The organism is Fulvivirga sp. AWR4_260 (genome assembly GCF_056158185.1).
Genome location: NZ_JBSWSU010000015.1, coordinates 516,017 through 534,406, shown reverse-complemented (window position 1 = coordinate 534,406; position 18,390 = coordinate 516,017). Strand labels below are relative to the sequence as shown.

General features: G+C 37.2%; 16 protein-coding genes. 13 read left to right on the top strand and 3 right to left on the bottom strand.

All coding sequences use genetic code 11. From position 1 onward, the window contains the following. The first annotated feature begins 13 nt into the window (after positions 1-13). The 7 genes from coaBC (at position 14) to ACXACQ_RS08735 (ending at position 9,803) form a co-directional block, all read left to right on the top strand. Positions 14-1,210 (top strand): bifunctional phosphopantothenoylcysteine decarboxylase/phosphopantothenate--cysteine ligase CoaBC, encoded by a 1,197-nt coding sequence (coaBC, locus tag ACXACQ_RS08765; RefSeq protein ID WP_474975558.1) that lies wholly within the window; start codon positions 14-16, stop codon positions 1,208-1,210. Then, on the top strand, positions 1,198-2,091 hold the full coding sequence (porD, locus tag ACXACQ_RS08760) for a type IX secretion system protein PorD (protein ID WP_474975557.1): 894 nt from the start codon (positions 1,198-1,200) through the stop codon (positions 2,089-2,091). Before coaBC ends, porD begins: the two co-directional genes overlap by 13 nt. After that, positions 2,092-2,313 carry a hypothetical protein gene (locus ACXACQ_RS08755; protein WP_474975556.1) on the top strand — a complete coding sequence of 74 codons (222 nt, stop codon included), beginning with the start codon at positions 2,092-2,094 and terminating at the stop codon, positions 2,311-2,313. Further along, a complete protein-coding gene (gene recN / locus ACXACQ_RS08750; RefSeq protein WP_474975555.1) occupies positions 2,314-3,969 on the top strand; it encodes a DNA repair protein RecN in 1,656 nt (551 codons plus the stop codon). A gap of 141 nt (positions 3,970-4,110) precedes the next feature. Continuing rightward, the gene (locus ACXACQ_RS08745; protein ID WP_474978467.1) at positions 4,111-5,538 is read left to right on the top strand and encodes an SLC13 family permease; all 1,428 of its coding nucleotides are present in this window, start codon (positions 4,111-4,113) and stop codon (positions 5,536-5,538) included. Between the two features lie 54 nt (positions 5,539-5,592). Beyond that, positions 5,593-6,807 (top strand): DNA polymerase IV, encoded by a 1,215-nt coding sequence (gene dinB / locus ACXACQ_RS08740; RefSeq protein WP_474975554.1) that lies wholly within the window; start codon positions 5,593-5,595, stop codon positions 6,805-6,807. 2 nt (positions 6,808-6,809) lie between these two features. Continuing rightward, on the top strand, positions 6,810-9,803 hold the full coding sequence (locus tag ACXACQ_RS08735; RefSeq protein WP_474975553.1) for a DNA polymerase III subunit alpha: 2,994 nt from the start codon (positions 6,810-6,812) through the stop codon (positions 9,801-9,803). A 43-nt stretch (positions 9,804-9,846) separates the two neighbouring features. Here the strand turns inward: ACXACQ_RS08735 and ACXACQ_RS08730 are convergent, their stop codons facing one another. After that, a complete protein-coding gene (locus tag ACXACQ_RS08730; protein ID WP_474975552.1) occupies positions 9,847-12,309 on the bottom strand; it encodes a TonB-dependent receptor in 2,463 nt (820 codons plus the stop codon). Between the two features lie 357 nt (positions 12,310-12,666). Then, positions 12,667-13,017, bottom strand: coding sequence for a DUF6249 domain-containing protein (locus tag ACXACQ_RS08725; protein ID WP_474975551.1), 351 nt, complete (start codon positions 13,015-13,017; stop codon positions 12,667-12,669). Positions 13,018-13,168: 151 nt separating this feature from the next. Between ACXACQ_RS08725 and ACXACQ_RS08720 the strand changes: the two genes are divergently transcribed. Together ACXACQ_RS08720 and ACXACQ_RS08715 are read left to right on the top strand one after the other, a co-directional pair. Further along, complete coding sequence (locus tag ACXACQ_RS08720) at positions 13,169-13,726, top strand: RNA polymerase sigma factor (RefSeq protein WP_474975550.1); 558 nt, start codon at positions 13,169-13,171, stop codon at positions 13,724-13,726. A gap of 4 nt (positions 13,727-13,730) precedes the next feature. After that, positions 13,731-14,255 (top strand): anti-sigma factor, encoded by a 525-nt coding sequence (locus tag ACXACQ_RS08715; RefSeq protein ID WP_474975549.1) that lies wholly within the window; start codon positions 13,731-13,733, stop codon positions 14,253-14,255. 125 nt (positions 14,256-14,380) lie between these two features. Here the strand turns inward: ACXACQ_RS08715 and ACXACQ_RS08710 are convergent, their stop codons facing one another. Next, complete coding sequence (locus ACXACQ_RS08710) at positions 14,381-14,512, bottom strand: hypothetical protein (protein WP_474975548.1); 132 nt, start codon at positions 14,510-14,512, stop codon at positions 14,381-14,383. Between the two features lie 178 nt (positions 14,513-14,690). Here ACXACQ_RS08710 and ACXACQ_RS08705 point away from each other — a divergent pair, with 178 nt between their 5' ends. Genes ACXACQ_RS08705 through ACXACQ_RS08690 form a run of 4 tightly spaced genes read left to right on the top strand, consistent with a single transcriptional unit; the run spans position 14,691 to position 18,390 of the window. Further along, the gene (locus ACXACQ_RS08705; RefSeq protein WP_474975547.1) at positions 14,691-15,788 is read left to right on the top strand and encodes a vWA domain-containing protein; all 1,098 of its coding nucleotides are present in this window, start codon (positions 14,691-14,693) and stop codon (positions 15,786-15,788) included. Between the two features lie 18 nt (positions 15,789-15,806). Beyond that, complete coding sequence (locus ACXACQ_RS08700) at positions 15,807-17,315, top strand: sigma 54-interacting transcriptional regulator (RefSeq protein ID WP_474975546.1); 1,509 nt, start codon at positions 15,807-15,809, stop codon at positions 17,313-17,315. Between the two features lie 17 nt (positions 17,316-17,332). Beyond that, positions 17,333-17,983, top strand: coding sequence for an AlbA family DNA-binding domain-containing protein (locus tag ACXACQ_RS08695; protein WP_474975545.1), 651 nt, complete (start codon positions 17,333-17,335; stop codon positions 17,981-17,983). After that, positions 17,983-18,390 carry a GNAT family N-acetyltransferase gene (locus ACXACQ_RS08690; protein ID WP_474975544.1) on the top strand — a complete coding sequence of 136 codons (408 nt, stop codon included), beginning with the start codon at positions 17,983-17,985 and terminating at the stop codon, positions 18,388-18,390. Before ACXACQ_RS08695 ends, ACXACQ_RS08690 begins: the two co-directional genes overlap by 1 nt.

Here is an 18,390-nt window from a genome sequence, read left to right as displayed (position 1 = left end):
TATTAGAAAAACTATGCTCCAGGGGAAAAAAATAATTCTCGGTATTTCTGGAAGCATAGCTGCTTACAAGGCAGCCTTATTAACAAGGCTACTAGTAAAACAAGGAGCAGAGGTAAAAATCATAATGACTACCTCTGCTTCTAATTTTATTACCCCCCTCACACTAGCTACTCTTTCAAAAAATCCTGTATTAAAAGACTTTATCAAAAATGATAAAGGAGAATGGAATAACCATGTAGATTTGGGCCTTTGGGCTGACGCCATGGTAATAGCACCGGCATCGGCTAATACACTGGCAAAAATGGCCAACGGCATCAGTGATAATTTACTAATAGCCACATACCTATCGGCAAGGTGTCCTGTATTAATAGCACCGGCCATGGACTTAGACATGTACCAGCACCCATCTACACAGGCCAACATTAAAAAACTACAAGAGTACGGTAATATAATAATAGAAGCACAGCATGGTGAACTTGCCAGCGGGCTAATAGGTACTGGCAGAATGGAAGAGCCAGAATTTATAGTCAACGCTATAGAAAGCACCTTACATAACAAGAGACTCGAAGGGCATAAAGCATTAATAACAGCAGGCCCCACTTATGAAGCTATAGATCCTGTACGTTTTATTGGCAACCACTCTAGCGGAAAAATGGGCTATGCCCTAGCAGAAAAGTTAGCCATGGAAGGAGCAAAAGTGAAACTTGTTAGCGGACCTACCAAGATAAATATTTCGCATCCTAACATAGAGGTGATAACAGTTACGTCTGCTCAAGATATGTACGAGGCATGCGCCAAACTTTTCCCTCAAGTTACAATAGCCATATTTGCAGCAGCAGTAGCAGACTATAAACCCGCTGAAGTAGCTGCGCAGAAAATAAAAAAAGATACTGAATCCATAAGCCTCACCCTCTCAAAAACAGAGGATATAGCTAAGGCTTTGGGAAAAGTGAAAAAAAATAATCAGTTTACAGTAGGTTTTGCCCTAGAGACAGAAAATGAGCTAGAGCATGCCCAAGAAAAAATAAAGAAAAAGAACTTCGACCTAATCGTACTTAACTCACTAAATAATAAAGGTGCCGGCTTTGGTCATGATACCAATAAAATTTCAATCATAGACAAACAAAATAAAGTTCGCCATTTTGAGTTAAAGAGTAAGAAAGAAGTTGCTTACGATATTGTCAATACCATTATTGAATGTATAAAATAATTACTTTTTGCCTTTTACTGGCCTCAGCCCCTGCTAGCTTTGCTCAAGAATTAAACTGTAAAGTGCAGATTAATGCCGATCAGGTGCAGTCTTCTGACAGAAGGATATTTACCGACATGGAAAATTCCTTTTCTCAATTTCTAAATACCAGAAAATGGACTGAGAACACCTACGAAAATTTTGAGAAAATAAATTGTAATATATTAATTACATTAAAAAACCCTACCAGCATAGGTAATTATGAAGGTACGGTACAAATTCAATCTGCAAGGCCTGTGTACAATGCCAATTACGAGTCTATTCTATTAAATTTTGCAGATAGAGACTGGACTTTTGAGTATACAGAATCGCAGCCATTACAATATAACGACAACTCCTACACCACCAACCTCACTTCCATGTTGGCGTTCTATGCTTATCTTATATTAGGTTATGATTATGATTCTTTCAGCGAAATGGGAGGCACTCCTTATTTTCAAAAAGCAATGAACATAGTTAACAATGCACAGCAAGCTAACAGGCCTGGATGGGATGCATTAGGAAGTACAAGAAACCGCTATTGGTTGATAGAAAATCTTACTAATCAAAGAATGGCGAATATAAGAAGAGGCGCTTATGCTTATCATAGACTGGCTTTAGACACTTTTGAAGAAGATAAAGACAAAAGCAAAAAGCAAATACTTGATGTATTGAAAGATATAAAGAAGGTAAAAGATGCTTACCCTAACTCTATTTTAGTAATATCTTTTCTTGATGCTAAGAAAAACGAGTTAATCAATATCTTCTCAGACGGAAACATTCAGGTGAGACGAGAAGCTTATGACATACTCATGAAGCTGGATCCTTCCGGCCAAGAGTCATATGAAAAAATCATAAAATAAATGGCTAAAAGGCAAATACGTATTCCTTCCGCTCTACTATCAGAAAAATGGTCAGAGGTATCTGGCAAAAAAGTTAATATTGTATTGAACAATAAAAGTGTGATCTTTGTAACTCTTCTTGAAAAAGAGAAAGATACACTGCAGGTACAAAACATGCGTTTGGCCAAGCAGAAGATCAATATTAACGATATTTCTGAAATCATAGTAGATATAAAAGTATAGATGCTAAAACATCTTTTAATTAAGAATTACGCTTTAATCCAACATTTAGAGATAGACCCATCTCGTAATTTCAATATTATTACAGGTGAAACGGGAGCAGGAAAATCTATAATGCTTGGCGCTGTAGGCCTACTTTTAGGAAAGCGGGCAGACACAAAATCACTCTTAGATGAAAGCAGCAAGTGTATAATAGAAGGTCAGTTTGATCTAAGCGAATACCAGCTAGAAAAAGCATTTGATGAAGAAGACCTTGATTATGCTACTGTTTCTATATTCAGAAGGGAAATAAGTCCATCGGGCAAATCGCGCGCTTTTATTAATGACACTCCGGTAACGCTGGATGTCCTTAAAAAGCTGGGCACAAAGCTTATGGATGTACACTCTCAGCACGAAACCCTAAGCTTAGGTAAACACAACTATCAGCTTGCCTTTGTTGATGCATATGCCGGCACTACCGCTCAGCGCCAAAAGTATAGATCGGCATACTTAGCATACAAAAAAGTACTTAAACAGCTCGATGCCTTAAAAAAGGAAAATGCGGAAATAGGCAAAGAAGCAGATTTCAATAACTTTCAGCTTGATGAACTTGTAAAGGCCGAACTAAAAAGTGACGAACAAGAAGAGCTAGAAGCTTCATTAGAAGTAATGGAGCATGCTGAGGAGATAAAAACTAAACTGAACGAATCACTATCGGCATTATCCAATAGTGAATTTGCAGCTATATCTAACCTACAACAAGCAAAAACGCTAGTTGCTCAGCTGAAAGGCTTTTCTAAAAACTATGAAGCACTATCAGAAAGGCTCGAAAGCACTTTTATAGAGCTTCAGGATGTAATCAGTGAGTTGGAAAAGGAAGAAGACAATATAGAGTTTGACCCCGAAACTACCCAGTTGACACAAGAAAGGCTCAGCATGATATATCAGCTGCAGCAAAAGCACCATGTAGACTCTATAGATGCATTACTAGCCATACAGCAAGAACTTGAAGAGAAAGCTCACAAGTTCAACAATATGGATGAAGAAATTGAAGGCTTAGAAGCAGAAGCTACAAGCTTAAGAGAAACTGCCCAAAAAGAGGCCGAAACGTTAAGCACTTCAAGACAGAAGGTATTTAGCAAGCTGGAAAAAGAACTTATGGAATTATTGGCACAAGTAGGTATACCTAATGCTGCTATATCTATTACCAATGAAATCACAGAATTATCTGACCATGGTATAGATTTCATCAACTTACTTTTTAGTGCTAACAAAGGAATAGCGCCTCAAGAAATATCAAAAGCGGCCTCTGGAGGTGAATTCTCTAGGTTAATGTTTTGCGTAAAATATATTCTGGCAGATAAAATCTCTATGCCTACCATCATTTTTGATGAAATAGACACGGGAGTATCCGGAGAAATAGCGCTAAAACTAGGCACCATGATGAAAAAAATGGCAGAGAAACACCAGGTAATTACTATTAGCCATTTGCCTCAGGTTGCTGCCAAAGGAGACAAGCACTATTTTGTATTTAAAGACAATACTTCTGAAAAGACTGTAAGTAAAATTAAAGCACTGGAAGAAAGTGAGCGCATAGAAGAAATAGCTAAAATGATTGGAGGTGACAAGCCTTCCGAAATAGCATTTCAAAGTGCACGAGAACTTATTCAGTCTGCTTAAAACATGAGGCATACATTATAGTATGCCTTTCCTCTTTTACTCAAACCTGTCAAAAATCATATTTTCTGTAGATTAATTGGGTTTCTTTTTTTTAAATCAATTTTTAAATTGATTATTGAATAAACGCTTAAACCTTATGAAATCCTACAAACCCATTTTTCTCGTAGTGGGACCACTACTCTTTTTTTAATTTTACAGCTACAGCACACTCATATATTAAGTCCTGAGATATGGCAAGTACTAGCGGTAGCTGCCTGGATGGTAGTATGGTGGATTTCAGAAGCTGCCCCCATACCCGTAACAGCCCTCCTTCCAATGGTACTGTTCCCTCTATTGGGTATTTTTAAAATTGGCGAAGCTACTGCACCTTACGCCAGCTCCATCATCTTTTTATTTATGGGTGGCTTTATGATAGCTCTGGGGCTAGAAAAGCATAACCTGCACTTGCGCATAGCGCTTAACCTGATAAAAATAACAGGAACGAGTGGCAATGGCATAATACTCGGATTTATGCTTGCCACCGCATTACTAAGCATGTGGATAAGCAATACCGCTACCGCGGTAATGATGCTGCCCGTGGCGGCCTCAGTAGTTAACCTATTTGTAGATAAGAGCACAAAAGATAAATCGCATCAGCGGTTTGCGCTAGGCCTCATGCTTACCATCGCCTACTCTGCCAACATAGGTGGCACCATCACTCTCATAGGTACTCCGCCCAATGTAGTAATGACGGGCTATTTAAATGAAATGCTACATTATGAAATGCTTTTCAGTAATTGGCTATTCATAGGCCTGCCTGTAGGCATAAGCCTATTGGCCATTACATACTTACTGATAACCAAAGTACTTTACCCCAACAACCTAAAAAAGGTAGAAGGATCGGAGCAGCTTATTCACAGCCGACTTAAAGACTTAGGGAAAATATCCCTAGAAGAAAAACTCGTTCTCATCGTATTTTCACTTACAGCATTCTGTTGGATCTTCAAAAGTCAGATCAACAACCTTATAGGTGAAAAATTACTATCAGACACTTCTACTGCCATGGCTGGAGGTATACTTATGTTTATAACCCCAGTAAACATTAAAAGCAATAAATTTTTATTGAAATGGAAAGATACAGAAAAACTCCCATGGGGAATATTACTTCTGTTTGGTGGAGGTATGTGCTTAGCAAAAGCTTTAGAACAAGTTGGGATTATACAAAGCATAGGAGCTTATGTTTCTGAATTCAAAGACATCAACCACCTCCTATTTATAGGCATTATCACTGCGCTGGTGTTATTTCTAACCGAAATTATGAGCAATGTAGCATTAGTTACCATTTTTATACCAGTAGCTATCGGCATTGCCCAAGGACTAAACATGGACCCACTACTACTAGTTGTGCCCTCTACCCTAGCCGCCAGCTGTGCCTTTATGATGCCAATATCTACCCCTCCCAATGCAATAGTATTTGCAAGTGGCCATATAAAAATGAAACAGATGGTAAGAACAGGCATCATACTTAATATTCTGGCCATTATCATTTTAACTATAGCTTCTAACTATCTTATTCAATGGAGTTTGTAAAATATATGATTAACTATTATTAGTAATTACTAATATATTTAGTAATATTGTATCATGGTTTCACGATCAATATTACACTTGGATTTAGACACTTTTTTTGTGTCATGCGAACGGCTAATAGACAGCACGCTAAACAATAAACCAATATTGATTGGAGGAACTTCAGACAGAGGAGTGGTAGCATCGTGCAGTTATGAGGCACGGCAGTTTGGTATTCACTCTGCCATGCCCATGAAAATGGCTCGCGAGCTATGCCCTGAAGCTATAGTAATAAAAGGCAATTCAAATACTTATTCGGCCAAGTCAAACGAAGTAACAGAAATCATTAGAGAGCAAGTTCCTTTATTTGAAAAGACCTCTATAGACGAGTTTTATGTAGATATGTCAGGCATGGATAAGTTCTTTGGTAACTATAGAATGGCCAGTGAGCTTAGAGAGAGAATTATTAGTCATACAGGCCTTCCTATTTCATTTGGTTTATCGGAAAATAAAACCGTTTCTAAAATAGCTACAGGAGAAGCCAAGCCCAACAATCAGATACAAATAGAATATGGTAGCGAAAAGCATTTTTTAGCACCTCTTTCCGTAAGGAAAATACCTATGATTGGAGAGAAAACTTTCATGTCGCTATGCGATTTGGGCATAAAGCAAATCCACACGCTACAGGAAACTCCGCCAGAGCTTTTAGAAAAAGCCTTCGGCAAAAACGGTATTGCCATGTGGAAAAAAGCAAATGGAATAGATACATCGCCAGTTATCCCTTACTCTGAAAGAAAATCAATATCTACAGAACGCACTTTCGATAGAGACACCATTGATATTACAAAACTAAAATCAATAATACTGGCTATGGCTGAAAATTTAGCTTTTCAGCTCAGAAGAGGGCAAAAGCTAACCGCATGTGTGAGTGTTAAGATTAGATACTCGGACTTTAATACTCATACATTGCAGGCAAAAATACCTTATACTTCAGCAGACCATATTTTAATTCCTGCGGTAATGGAGCTATTCAATAAAGCCTATCAAAAAAGACTTTTGGTGCGCCTGATTGGAGTAAAATTCAGCCATTTGGTTAATGGAAGTTATCAAATAAGCCTTTTCGAAGACTCTTTGGAAATGATACACTTATACCAAGCCATGGACAAGATACGTGATAAACACGGAGACAGAATGCTGGTAAGAGCTGCTAGTATGGGGGCAAAAACCATAGGAAGGTTTAACCCTTTCAAAGGGGATGCACCTCCACTTTTACCCAACCGCAAAGCATAAATATGTATATCAACTCCCATACATATTATAGTTTTAAATACGGAACCATGTCTTGTGTAGAGCTGCTAGAAGAAGCTGCTAGCAAAGGAATTGACACCATGGTACTTACCGACATCAACTCCACTGCAGGCTGTTTAAACTTTGTAAGACTTGCTACACAGCACAGTATAAAACCTATTTTAGGAATAGACTTCAGAAACAGAGCAGACCAACAGTTTATAGGCATAGCAAAAAACAATGCAGGGTTCAAAGAATTAAACGATTTACTTAGTAGAGCACTGCATCAATCCTGCACCATGCCTAACACCTTAGAGCAACAGCTGCAACATGCTTTTATCATATATCCTTACGAAAAATACACTGGCCATAAGCTAAAGAAAAATGAATATATAGGGGTAAGACCTGAGCACATCAGTCATATTAAATTCTCTAAAAAAGCTAATAATATTACTAAAAAAGCAGTTATATTACAGACGGTCACTTTCAGGAATAAAAAAGATTTTAATGCCCATCGTTTACTAAGAGCTATTGATAACAACACGCTACTTAGCAAGCTCCCTAAAAATGAAGAAGGCCAGCCCCATCATCAAATGTATGATGAAGCTACGTTATTGAATATATATTCTGAGTTTCCTGAAATAATCAAAAACACAAAGACGTTACTTGAAAACTGTAACATCAAGTTTGAATTTGGCGAAGACCAACAGCATAAAAACCAGCGTACATACACAGGATCTGAAGCAGAAGATTTTAAAAAGCTATGTAAATTATGCTATAAGGGGTTAAAATACAGGTATACTCATATCTCAGATGAAATAAAAAAGCGGTTAAAAACAGAGCTTCAAGTTATAAGAGAAAAGGAGTTTCTGGCGTACTTTCTTATTAACTGGGACATAGTGAGCTACGCCAGAAGGCGGGGGTATTTTTATGTAGGCAGAGGAAGTGGTGCCAACAGTATAGTGGCCTACTTGCTTAAAATAACAGATGTAGACCCTATTGAGCTGGATTTATATTTCGAAAGGTTTATTAACCTATACAGAAAAAATCCACCAGATTTTGACATTGACTTCTCTTGGACTGACCGAGAGGACATTACAGCATATATTTTTAAGCGATTTAAACATGTGGCGTTGCTTGCCACTTACAGCACTTTCCAGCTACGCGCTGTTATTCGTGAACTAGGCAAGGTATTTGGTTTACCTCCACACGAAATAGAAGCAATAGCAGAAGGTAATGCAAAACCAGACTACTACAGTAACCTGGTGTTAAAATATAGTCGTTTAATAGAAGGCTTTCCAAGCCATTTGAGTATCCATGCGGGGGGAATTCTCATATCGGAACAAAATATTCACAATTATTCAGCCACCGATATGCCTCCCAAAGGATACCCAACTACACAATTTGACATGATAGTAGCCGAAGACATCGGCCTATACAAATTTGACATCCTCAGCCAGAGAGGATTGGGGAAAATTAAAGATACACTCAGCATAGTCAAGTTAAATCAACCTCATGCGCCAGAAATTGACATCCACGATATCAGCCTCTTCAAAAAAGATGAAAAAGTAAAAGAATTATTGAGGCAAGGAGAAGCTATAGGCTGTTTTTATGTGGAATCTCCTGCTATGCGCATGTTGCTAAAAAAACTAAAAGCAGACAACTACTTAGGCCTAGTTGCGGCCAGCTCCATCATTAGACCTGGTGTTGCTAAATCGGGAATGATGCGCGAGTACATACTCCGCTTTAGAAACCCTGAAAGAAGAAAAGATGCGCACAAGGTAATGCTAGAAATTATGCCTGAGACCTATGGCGTAATGGTATATCAAGAAGATGTGATAAAAGTAGCGCATTACTTTGCTGGCTTATCATTAGCAGAAGCAGATGTACTGCGCAGAGGCATGTCTGGTAAGTTTCGCTCAAGAGATGAATTTCAAAAAGCCAAAGCTCAATATTTTGCCAACTGCGAAGAAAAAGGTTATGACTATAAAGAAAGTGCCGAAATATGGCGGCAAATAGAAAGTTTTGCTGGCTATGCTTTTTCTAAAGGACATTCCGCCTCTTATGCTGTTGAAAGCTACCAAAGTCTTTTTTTAAAAGCCTATTATCCTTTAGAATACATGGTAGCCACCATTAATAACTTTGGTGGCTTCTACCAAACTGAGTTATACATTCATGAGGCGCGCATGCATGGTGCTATTATACAGCCTCCTTGTGCCAACCATAGCAATGATACCTGTACTATTTTTGGCAATACCATATTCTTAGGACTTGGGTTTATTAAAGACATGGATCATCGGGTAATAGAGCAGCTATTAGTTAGCCGAAAAAAAGATGGATGCTTTAACTCTCTGATAGACTTCATCAAAAGAGTAACTGTATCACTAGATCAGGTAGCTCTACTCATAAAATCTGGAGTATTTAATTTTACAGGCAAACATAAAAAAGAATTACTCTGGGAAGCTCATTTCGTGCTCGGCAATACAAAAAAGGCTATTCCTTTACCCAAGTTATTTGACAGCAGTATTAAGAATGCCACACTGCCGCAGGTAAATGCCCCCACAGCTGCTGAAAATGCATTTGATGAATTAGAATTATTTGGCTTTTTCTTGGGCAACCCATTTACCTTATTAAAAAACAAACCCAGCTACTTCAATACGGTACCCGATCTTAAAATCAACTTAAACAGAATCATGGCCATATATGGCTACTTAGTAGCTGTAAAAAACACTAGGACATCAAAGGGAGACAGAATGTACTTCGGAACATTTTTAGATGTAGAAGGTCACTTTATTGACACAGTACATTTTCCTCCAGTAGCTGCCAAATGGCCCTTTAGGGGCAAAGGGATTTATTATATCATAGGCAAAGTGGTGGAAGAATTTGACTTTTATAGCTTAGAAGTGATGGAAATGCACAAAGAAGCTTTTATAGATGACCCACGATATAGCGAAAGCAATGGTAAGGCATTAAGAAGGAAACATTACAAAAGCATATAAAAGCCAGCCTACTTAAGCGTAGACTGGCTTTATTATTTATAACTTAATTTCCTGCTCTTTGCTTTAAGTCATCAGAGGCCGTACCCCTTCTTCTGGCTTGTTTAATTTTATCATTACCAAACCGATAAGAAACATTAAGGTAAAATGCACGTGACTCCCACCTGTTTTTAACTGTAGCATCTACATCGCCTTGTTTTATATCAATATTGGTTCTTTGTATATCAAAAACATCATTTAAAGAGGCTTGTAAGTTAAACTTACCGATAGATTTTGATAATCCTGCATCTACCCAATAGCGCTCTTTTATTTCAAATATGTCCCACAGCATTGGGGTACTATAGTTGCCAATTACCTCTAGCTTAAAGCCTGCAGGTAATGTAAAAGTATTCTGCAACCTCACCATTTCGGCAAATTGCCTTTTATCTACCACACCTTCTTCATACTGTGCTTTTATTTGGTTATAGAAAGAGGTAAGGTTAAGGTTGGCCATCCACCAGTCATTTACAGTAATAGGAGCCGCTATATTAGCACTGTAGTTATGCCAATTGCTAAGATTCTTACTGGTTTGATATACAATTTGGCTAGCAGACTCCTGAATAATAACATCAGAGATAATATCTGTAGTTCTATTATAATTTAGCGTGAGGTATATCATGTTATTAAAGCCATAATTAAATCCAAAAGCATTAGTGTATTGCGGTCTTAAGAATGGATTTCCTCTACCAAAAGTGAATTTATCAATAAAATATTCAAATGGATTTAAATCATCATAATCTGGTCTATCCACTCTTCTGCTATATGAAACTGAAAAAGTATGCTTCTGAGATGGAACAAACGAAATACTAGCACTAGGAAAAAGATTAAAATAATCTCTATTTACCACGCTATCGAGCGTTACTGATTCACCCTGTGAAGAGGTATGTTCTGCGCGCAGCCCAAACGTATACTTCCATTGGTCGTTAATCTTTTTATTAACATTCATATAAGCCGCATAAATAGACTCATCATACTTAAACCTATTACTTCTTTTCCCATCATTTTCATAAACACCATCTTGCTGTTCAAAAAACTTTAGGTCATTATCTGTTTTTACATCACTGATCTTAAAACCTGTTTCTAGCCCATATTCATTAAAAATTGTTCTTGAGTAGTCTCCTTTAATAGCAATAATATCGATATCTGTAGCCATATCTGTCTTTACTAATAAAGCGTCATCTGTGGCAGAACCATCGTTTGTATAATAGTAATTATCATTCTTTTGCGAACTTGTATTATCCCAAGTCACATAATCCGCATCAAAAGAAAATTCACTGCCATCGTTAAAATCATGAGTATAGTTAAAGTTATAGGTAGAATTTTCGTTGGTTCTTTCTTCTGGGGACGTAACCGTTAAACCATCATAATTATAGTTATTATCTCCAGTTATCATCGTTCCACCAGTGCCGAAATTATCTGATCCACCATTACGCCCACTAACCATAACACCAATAGTGTTATTTTTATTGAGGTAGTAATCAGCTCCAAACCTATAATTATGATTATGGTATTTAGTAATCTCTTTATTTTTCAGATCAAATATGGTAAGAGACTCCTCTCCCTCCGATGTTTCGAAAGGAACTTTTCTGTAAATATTATTACTATGATAACTCTTGTTGTAGTAATACCCATAATTACCAAACAGGTTCATTTTACCGCTCCTGTAGTTTAAAGTAAGTGTAGGATTAACTTTCGCATATTTACCATACCCCGTGCGTAAGCTAACAGTACCGTTCAGCCCTTGGTCTGAACTCTTTTTCCTTACAATATTAATAATCCCTGCATTACCTGATGCATCATACTTGGCCGGTGGATTATCCATAATTTCTATTTTCTCTACATTTTCAGCAGATGTACTTTCTAAAAGGCGAGCCAAATCCGCAGCAGATAAGTAGGTGGGCTTGCCATCCATATATATCAGTACATTGCTCTTTCCTTTCAGTGAAATATTACCATCCTGATCTATGGTTATACCGGGAGATTTTTCCAAAGCCTGCTTCACATTACCTCCTTTCATAACCGCTGATGATTCAATATTAACTACCATCGCATTAGGAGTAACCTCTAGCAAAGGCTTATCAGCTTTTATTACCACGGCATCAAGTTGAGTGCTTTGCTCCGTAATTTGAATTACTCCAAGGTTTTTATCGGCACTAATACTTAAAGCAGCAGAATAATAATTAGTATAACCAATAGTTTGCGTAGATACCATATAATCTCCCGCCTTAACTTGATACAAATCAAAATACCCTGTAGTATCCGTTACTGTACCTTTTACCAAAGAGGAATCTGTAGCATTAAGCAAAAGGACATTGGCATAAGGAGCTGGCTCTCCTTGCTCATTCTTAACCTTACCCGTTAAATGATATTGGGCAAATAATGCAGGAGCTGTCAGACAAAATAATAATGCAAGCATCACCATTTTTGACAACTGCCTTACATGTAAAAGTTTACTGTAAAGAGTGTACATAGTAATTTATTTTGAGTTTTTGTTGTTGTCATCAGCATGAATTGACCCTTTCATACTGATGATGTTGTTATTACGTCTAATTATACCGCAGATAATCAGCCCATTGTTTTAGTATTACAGCGAGCGGTTATCTTTAATGTTTACTGGTTCTAAAATGACATAAATTTATTTTACCAAATAATTTATTGATTTTGTCATATTAAAACAAAGATATAACTGTAGCCTACACCTTATTGACTACAGATTTTTCAAAAGGCTGCATCCGTTATAAATAAAATTCAAGAAATGATGAGGCTGGGGTAGAGTGCAAAGAAGAAATTAGGCAGCATTTGACCCTGAATGCTGCCCTGATAAATTCTAATTATTAAGTGTCTTGTTCTTTTTTTCTTCAATAAAGTACGAAATAGCCAACCCTAAGCCTCCTCCAATAAAGAAAGTTGAAAAATAAGCCACAGGCTGCTGATCATCAGACAAGTTATTAGCTACAAGTGCACCGGTTAAAATCCCTAATCCCACTCCTATAAACATTAATGCTATCCTCAGAGCCCAACTGGCATTAGATTTTCTGTTTACAGGCCAATCCTCCACACTTATACCTTTATCTATCATAGCCATTCTTTCATCATTAGTGAACTTTCTTAAATAAATGACCATAATTACAATACCTACCACCGCTAGTATAGGTATAAATAATGCTATTACTTCCATATCTATTTTGAGTTTTAATTAAATTATACCCCTTTGACACAAAAATCAAATGGGAGGTTACAGCTTCTTTTTACTTTTTATAAAATTCTTATTCTGAAAAAAATTTACACCTACAGTGTAACTTATATCAAAAAGCTGTAGTCTAAGAAGCGTGCAAATTAAAGATGACGATATTATACTAGATAGGGTATTAAATGGTGAACACCAGCTATTTAATATTATTATCGAAAAGCATAAAAATTATGCTTTTACCATTGCTTTAAATATTCTCAACAATCGAGAAGATGCTGAAGAGGCTGCACACGATAGTTTTATAAAAGCTTATCAAAACCTGGCATCTTTTAAAAAAGAGGCGAAATTTAGTTCGTGGCTTTATAGAATAGTATTCAACACTTCGCTTAATTACAAAAAGAAGAAAGGCTTACCTCAAGAAGATATTGATACCGCTACCCATGTATATGACCATAATACTAAACCTCCACTAGAAAGTGAAGATCAAAAAAAACTTATAGGACAAGCTTTAAATAAGCTTTCTGATATAGATAAAAGTATAATTTCGTTATTTTATCTAAAGGAATTCTCTCTTGAAGAAATTGCTGAAATAACAGATTTAAGTATTAGTAATATTAAAGTTAAGCTCCATAGAGGCCGCAAAAGGCTGGCAGCAGCAATGAAAAACATATTGAAGGGGGAGATTGTAAACTTATAAAGTCATGAAAAAGCAATTCATAATAACCGAAGATATTTTATTTGACTACATAGATGGTAATTTGTCCATTGATGAAGCCAGAATGGTAGAACAATACTGCAATACGCATAAAGAATGGAATAACAAGTTACTGGAGTTTAAAAAAGTAAATACTCTACTTAGTCACTCGGAGATACAAACCCCCTCCTTAAGCTTTACCAGCAGAGTAATGCAAGATGTGGCCACAGTAAAAATGATTTCTGAAAGTTGGAGAAAAAGAAATACTATAATAGGTAGTATTATGCTTGCGTTGGCTTTGGCAACGATTATTACTGCTTTAATCCTGCCTGTGTCTGGTAATTTGCACGAAACTATTGAAGGAATTAGTCTCAGCTGGAAAAATTATAGTGTTAATATTCCGGGTGTATCACTCCCTGTCACCCCTCTGATCAATGTATCTATTATCATTTTATTAATTATCTCCTTAATACTTTTTGATAGGGTGATTCTCCATCCATTTTTCCAAAAAAGAAAAAAATCGAGTTATTAATTCCCAATAATGGAATAGAACTTCCAGTTAGGGAGAATAAAGATACAGGAGCATTCTACATAATCATCACATCGCCCACTGCTCCTGGCTTTACAATTACTCTAGTCATTAAAGAGATAACACCTTTAAATACAGTCTTCTGCAAGCTCAGGAGCTGCTTTTTCTATAGGTGCCTGACTATATGTAGGGCATGTATACGCTGAGCATCCAGAAGCTAATACTGCCACAACTGCAAAAATTAGTAAAGTTCTTTTCATAATTGTTTTTATTTCCAATTCAACATGTTATTCTGAAATCAAAAAAAATACCAAAACTTTATTTGAACAGATGCGTGTATGCAATATAGGAACGACCCTGTTCCTACAACTAGGATGAACAGAAAACCATTGAGTTTCGTTTACTAGTTAATCTTTATCACATATTTTCCCATACATTATGTTAGGCTACAAATTCACAGATTATATACCCGCTCCCGAGCAGAATAAATCGGATTTTGATAAGCTGATGGATATTTTCATGCAGCTCATTACTATCACAGGTGGAGATGTATCGGAAGCACTTTCCTGGTTAACTAATCTAGATAAGCAATATAACCTCACCACTCCTGATTATGGACTAGGTGACTTTATTGAAGACTTAAAAGATAAAGGATACCTTACTGATAATACTCCTGACGGAAGCTTCGAAATAACAGCCAAAAGCGAACAAAAAATACGTTCATCTGCTTTAGAAGAAATATTTGGCAAACTAAAAAAATCGGGGCGTGGTGAGCACAAGACCAACCTTGGCGGACTTGGCGATGAGCCCAGTACCGAAAGGCGCGACTACCAATTTGGTGACACCTTGGAACAACTGTCCATGACAGATTCATTAAGAAATGCACAGATCAACCATGGTCTGGATAATTTTATGATGACTGAAAACGACCTCGAAGTGTTAGAGAATGAATACAAAACACAGACCTCTACGGTGCTGATGATTGATATTTCACACTCTATGATACTTTATGGCGAAGACAGGATAACCCCAGCTAAAAAGGTGGCCATGGCACTGGCAGAACTCATTACCAGAAAATACAAAAAAGACACTTTAGACATTATAGTATTTGGTAATGACGCGTGGCAGATTGAAATTAAAGACTTACCTTATTTACAAGTAGGACCTTACCACACCAATACCGTAGCTGGCCTTGAGCTAGCCATGGATTTGCTTAGGAGAAGGAGAAATCCTAATAAGCAAATTTTCATGATTACAGATGGAAAGCCTACCTGCCTAAAAGAAGGCATAAAATATTATAAAAACAGCTTTGGCATAGACAGCAAAATTTTGAACAAAACGCTGAATTTGGCTAAGCAATGTAGAAAACTAAAAATACCAGTCACTACTTTTATGATTGCCTCTGACCCTTATTTAAAGGAGTTTGTAAAAGAATTTACGCAAGTAAATAATGGCAATGCATACTATAGCAGTCTTCAAGGACTGGGGCATTTGATTTTTGAAGACTACAGAAAAAACAGAAGAAAGAAACTTTAAACCGGTACTTTATCATTTATGGAATCAGCTCAATTGAAGGAAGCCAAAACACTTGGAGCACTAAAAGCCCTTGGCTATACCACAAAATCCGTAAAACAAGAGTTGCGAGATAACTTAATCAATAAAATAAAAAATAAAGAAAATGTATTTGCAGGCATATGGGGCTATGAAGACACGGTAATTCCTGACATGGAACGTGCCATACTCTCTATGCACGACATTAATTTACTAGGACTTCGCGGTCAGGCCAAAACAAGAATGGCCAGAATGATGGTGAAGCTTTTAGATGAATACATACCTGTGATAGAAGGCTCAGAAATGAACGATGATCCCTTTCAGCCCATCTCTAGATATGGCAGAGATGTAGTGGCCGAAAAAGGTGATGATACGCCTATAACATGGCTTCATAGAGACGACCGTTACAGTGAAAAATTAGCTACTCCTGATGTTTCCATTGCTGATTTGATTGGCGATGTTGACCCTATCAAAGCCGCTACGCTTAAACTGCCCTACTCTGACGAAAGAGTGATCCATTTCGGGTTAATCCCAAGATCGCACCGTGGTATCTTTGTTATTAATGAAATACCAGATTTACAAGCCAGAATACAGGTGGCTTTGTTCAATATATTACAGGAAGGAGATATCCAAATAAGAGGTTTTAAGGTGAGAATGCCTTTGGACCTTCAATTTGTATTTACAGCTAACCCTGAAGATTATACTAACAGAGGTAGTATAGTCACTCCTTTAAAGGATAGAATAGACAGTCAAATCATAACCCACTATCCTAAGGATATTGAAACAGGAAGAAAAATTACAGAGCAAGAAGCATTCATTAAAAAAGAGCAACTTGAAACTGTAGAGGCCAATGATTTGAGTAAAGACCTGATAGAGCAAATAGCTTTTGAGGCGCGCGACAGTGAGTATGTAGATAGCAAAAGTGGCGTTTCTGCTCGTCTTACTATCTCTGCTTACGAAAACCTTATCAGTGCAGCGGAACGCAGGGCGTTATATAATGGAGGCAAAACAAGGGTAAGAGTGTCTGATTTATATGGTGCAGTACCATCAATTACTGGTAAAGTAGAGCTAGTGTATGAAGGAGAGCAAGAGGGAGCTGGCATTGTAGCTCGTAACTTGGTAGGCAAGGCCATTAGAACTCAATTTGTAAAGTTATTTCCAGACCCTGACAAGCTAAGAAAACAAAAGCTAGAAAATCCATACAAAACTATTACAGATTGGTTTGGTGAAGAACATGAATTAGATTTGCTAAATGACTTCACCAATGAGGAGCACGAAAAAGCACTTAAAGGCGTACCTGGGCTAGAAAAATTAGTAGATACTTATTACGAAGACAAAGATTTGGCAACCAAACTATTCTTGATGGAATTTGCCTTACATGGTCTTGCAGAATATAGTTTACTCAGCAAGCATGAGTTGGTTCGTGGCTTGCAATTTAAAGATCTATTGAGCGGCATGTTTACTATGCCTGGCCCTGATGATGAAGAGGATGAGGATGAAAGTCATTTTTAACATGAACCGACAAAAAAATGACACTCTCAGAAGTAAAAAGGCTAATCCGTAATGGAGAAACCGATACCATAGAGTTTAAACGTAAAATAAGACACCCCGAAAAGGTGATAAAAGAATTGGTAGCTTTCGCAAATACTTGCGGAGGCTATCTTTTTATTGGCGTAAACGATGACGGAAGTTTAGCAGGAGTAAAATACCCTGAAGATGACATTTTCGCATTAGATAAAGCCATAGAAAAATACTGCAAGCCTGCTTTTGACTACACTATACACACTGTTGACCTCACCGAAGACTACTCTATTGTAGTATATGATGTGCCGGCCAGTGACAAAAAGCCTCATTGTATTATTAATGCAGAACAGCATTTGTACAGACAAGCTTTTGTAAGGGTTCAAGATCGCAGCATTAAAGCGAGCAAGCATGTAAAAGAAATACTCGACCGTCAGCGCAAAAACAAAAGCATTCAGTTCAACTTTGGTGAGAAAGAGAAACTACTGATGGCCTATCTTGACGAAAATAATAAAATCACTATCGAGCAGTTTAAAAAGCTTAGTGGCAGAAACCAGTACCAGGCTAGCCGTACGCTAATCCTTATGGTGCTTGCCAATGTTTTACAAATTCATCCTGACGAAAAAGAAGATTACTTTACTGTAAAAAGTAGCTACTAATGCATACAATAACAGAAATTTCAGCGAATGCAACATGGCCGATAAGGCAACAAGTAATGTGGCCTGAAAAGCCCCTTGATTACGTAAAGCTGAAAAATGATGCCGAAGGACAGCATTTTGGGCTATTAAAAAACAACGAACTTGTTTCTGTAATCTCTTTATTTATTGAAAACAATGAAGCTCAATTTCGAAAATTTGCTACTCTAGAAAGTCAGCAAGGTAATGGATATGGCTCTGAGCTACTACAACATGTCATCAATGTAGCCCACCAGCACCAGGTGAAGCGTTTATGGTGCAATGCTCGCACCAATAAAACCGCATTTTATGTGAGATTTGGCCTTCACACTACTCCCGAAACCTTCACAAAAGGAGGTAAACAGTATGTAATTATGGAAAAAACCTTCTAA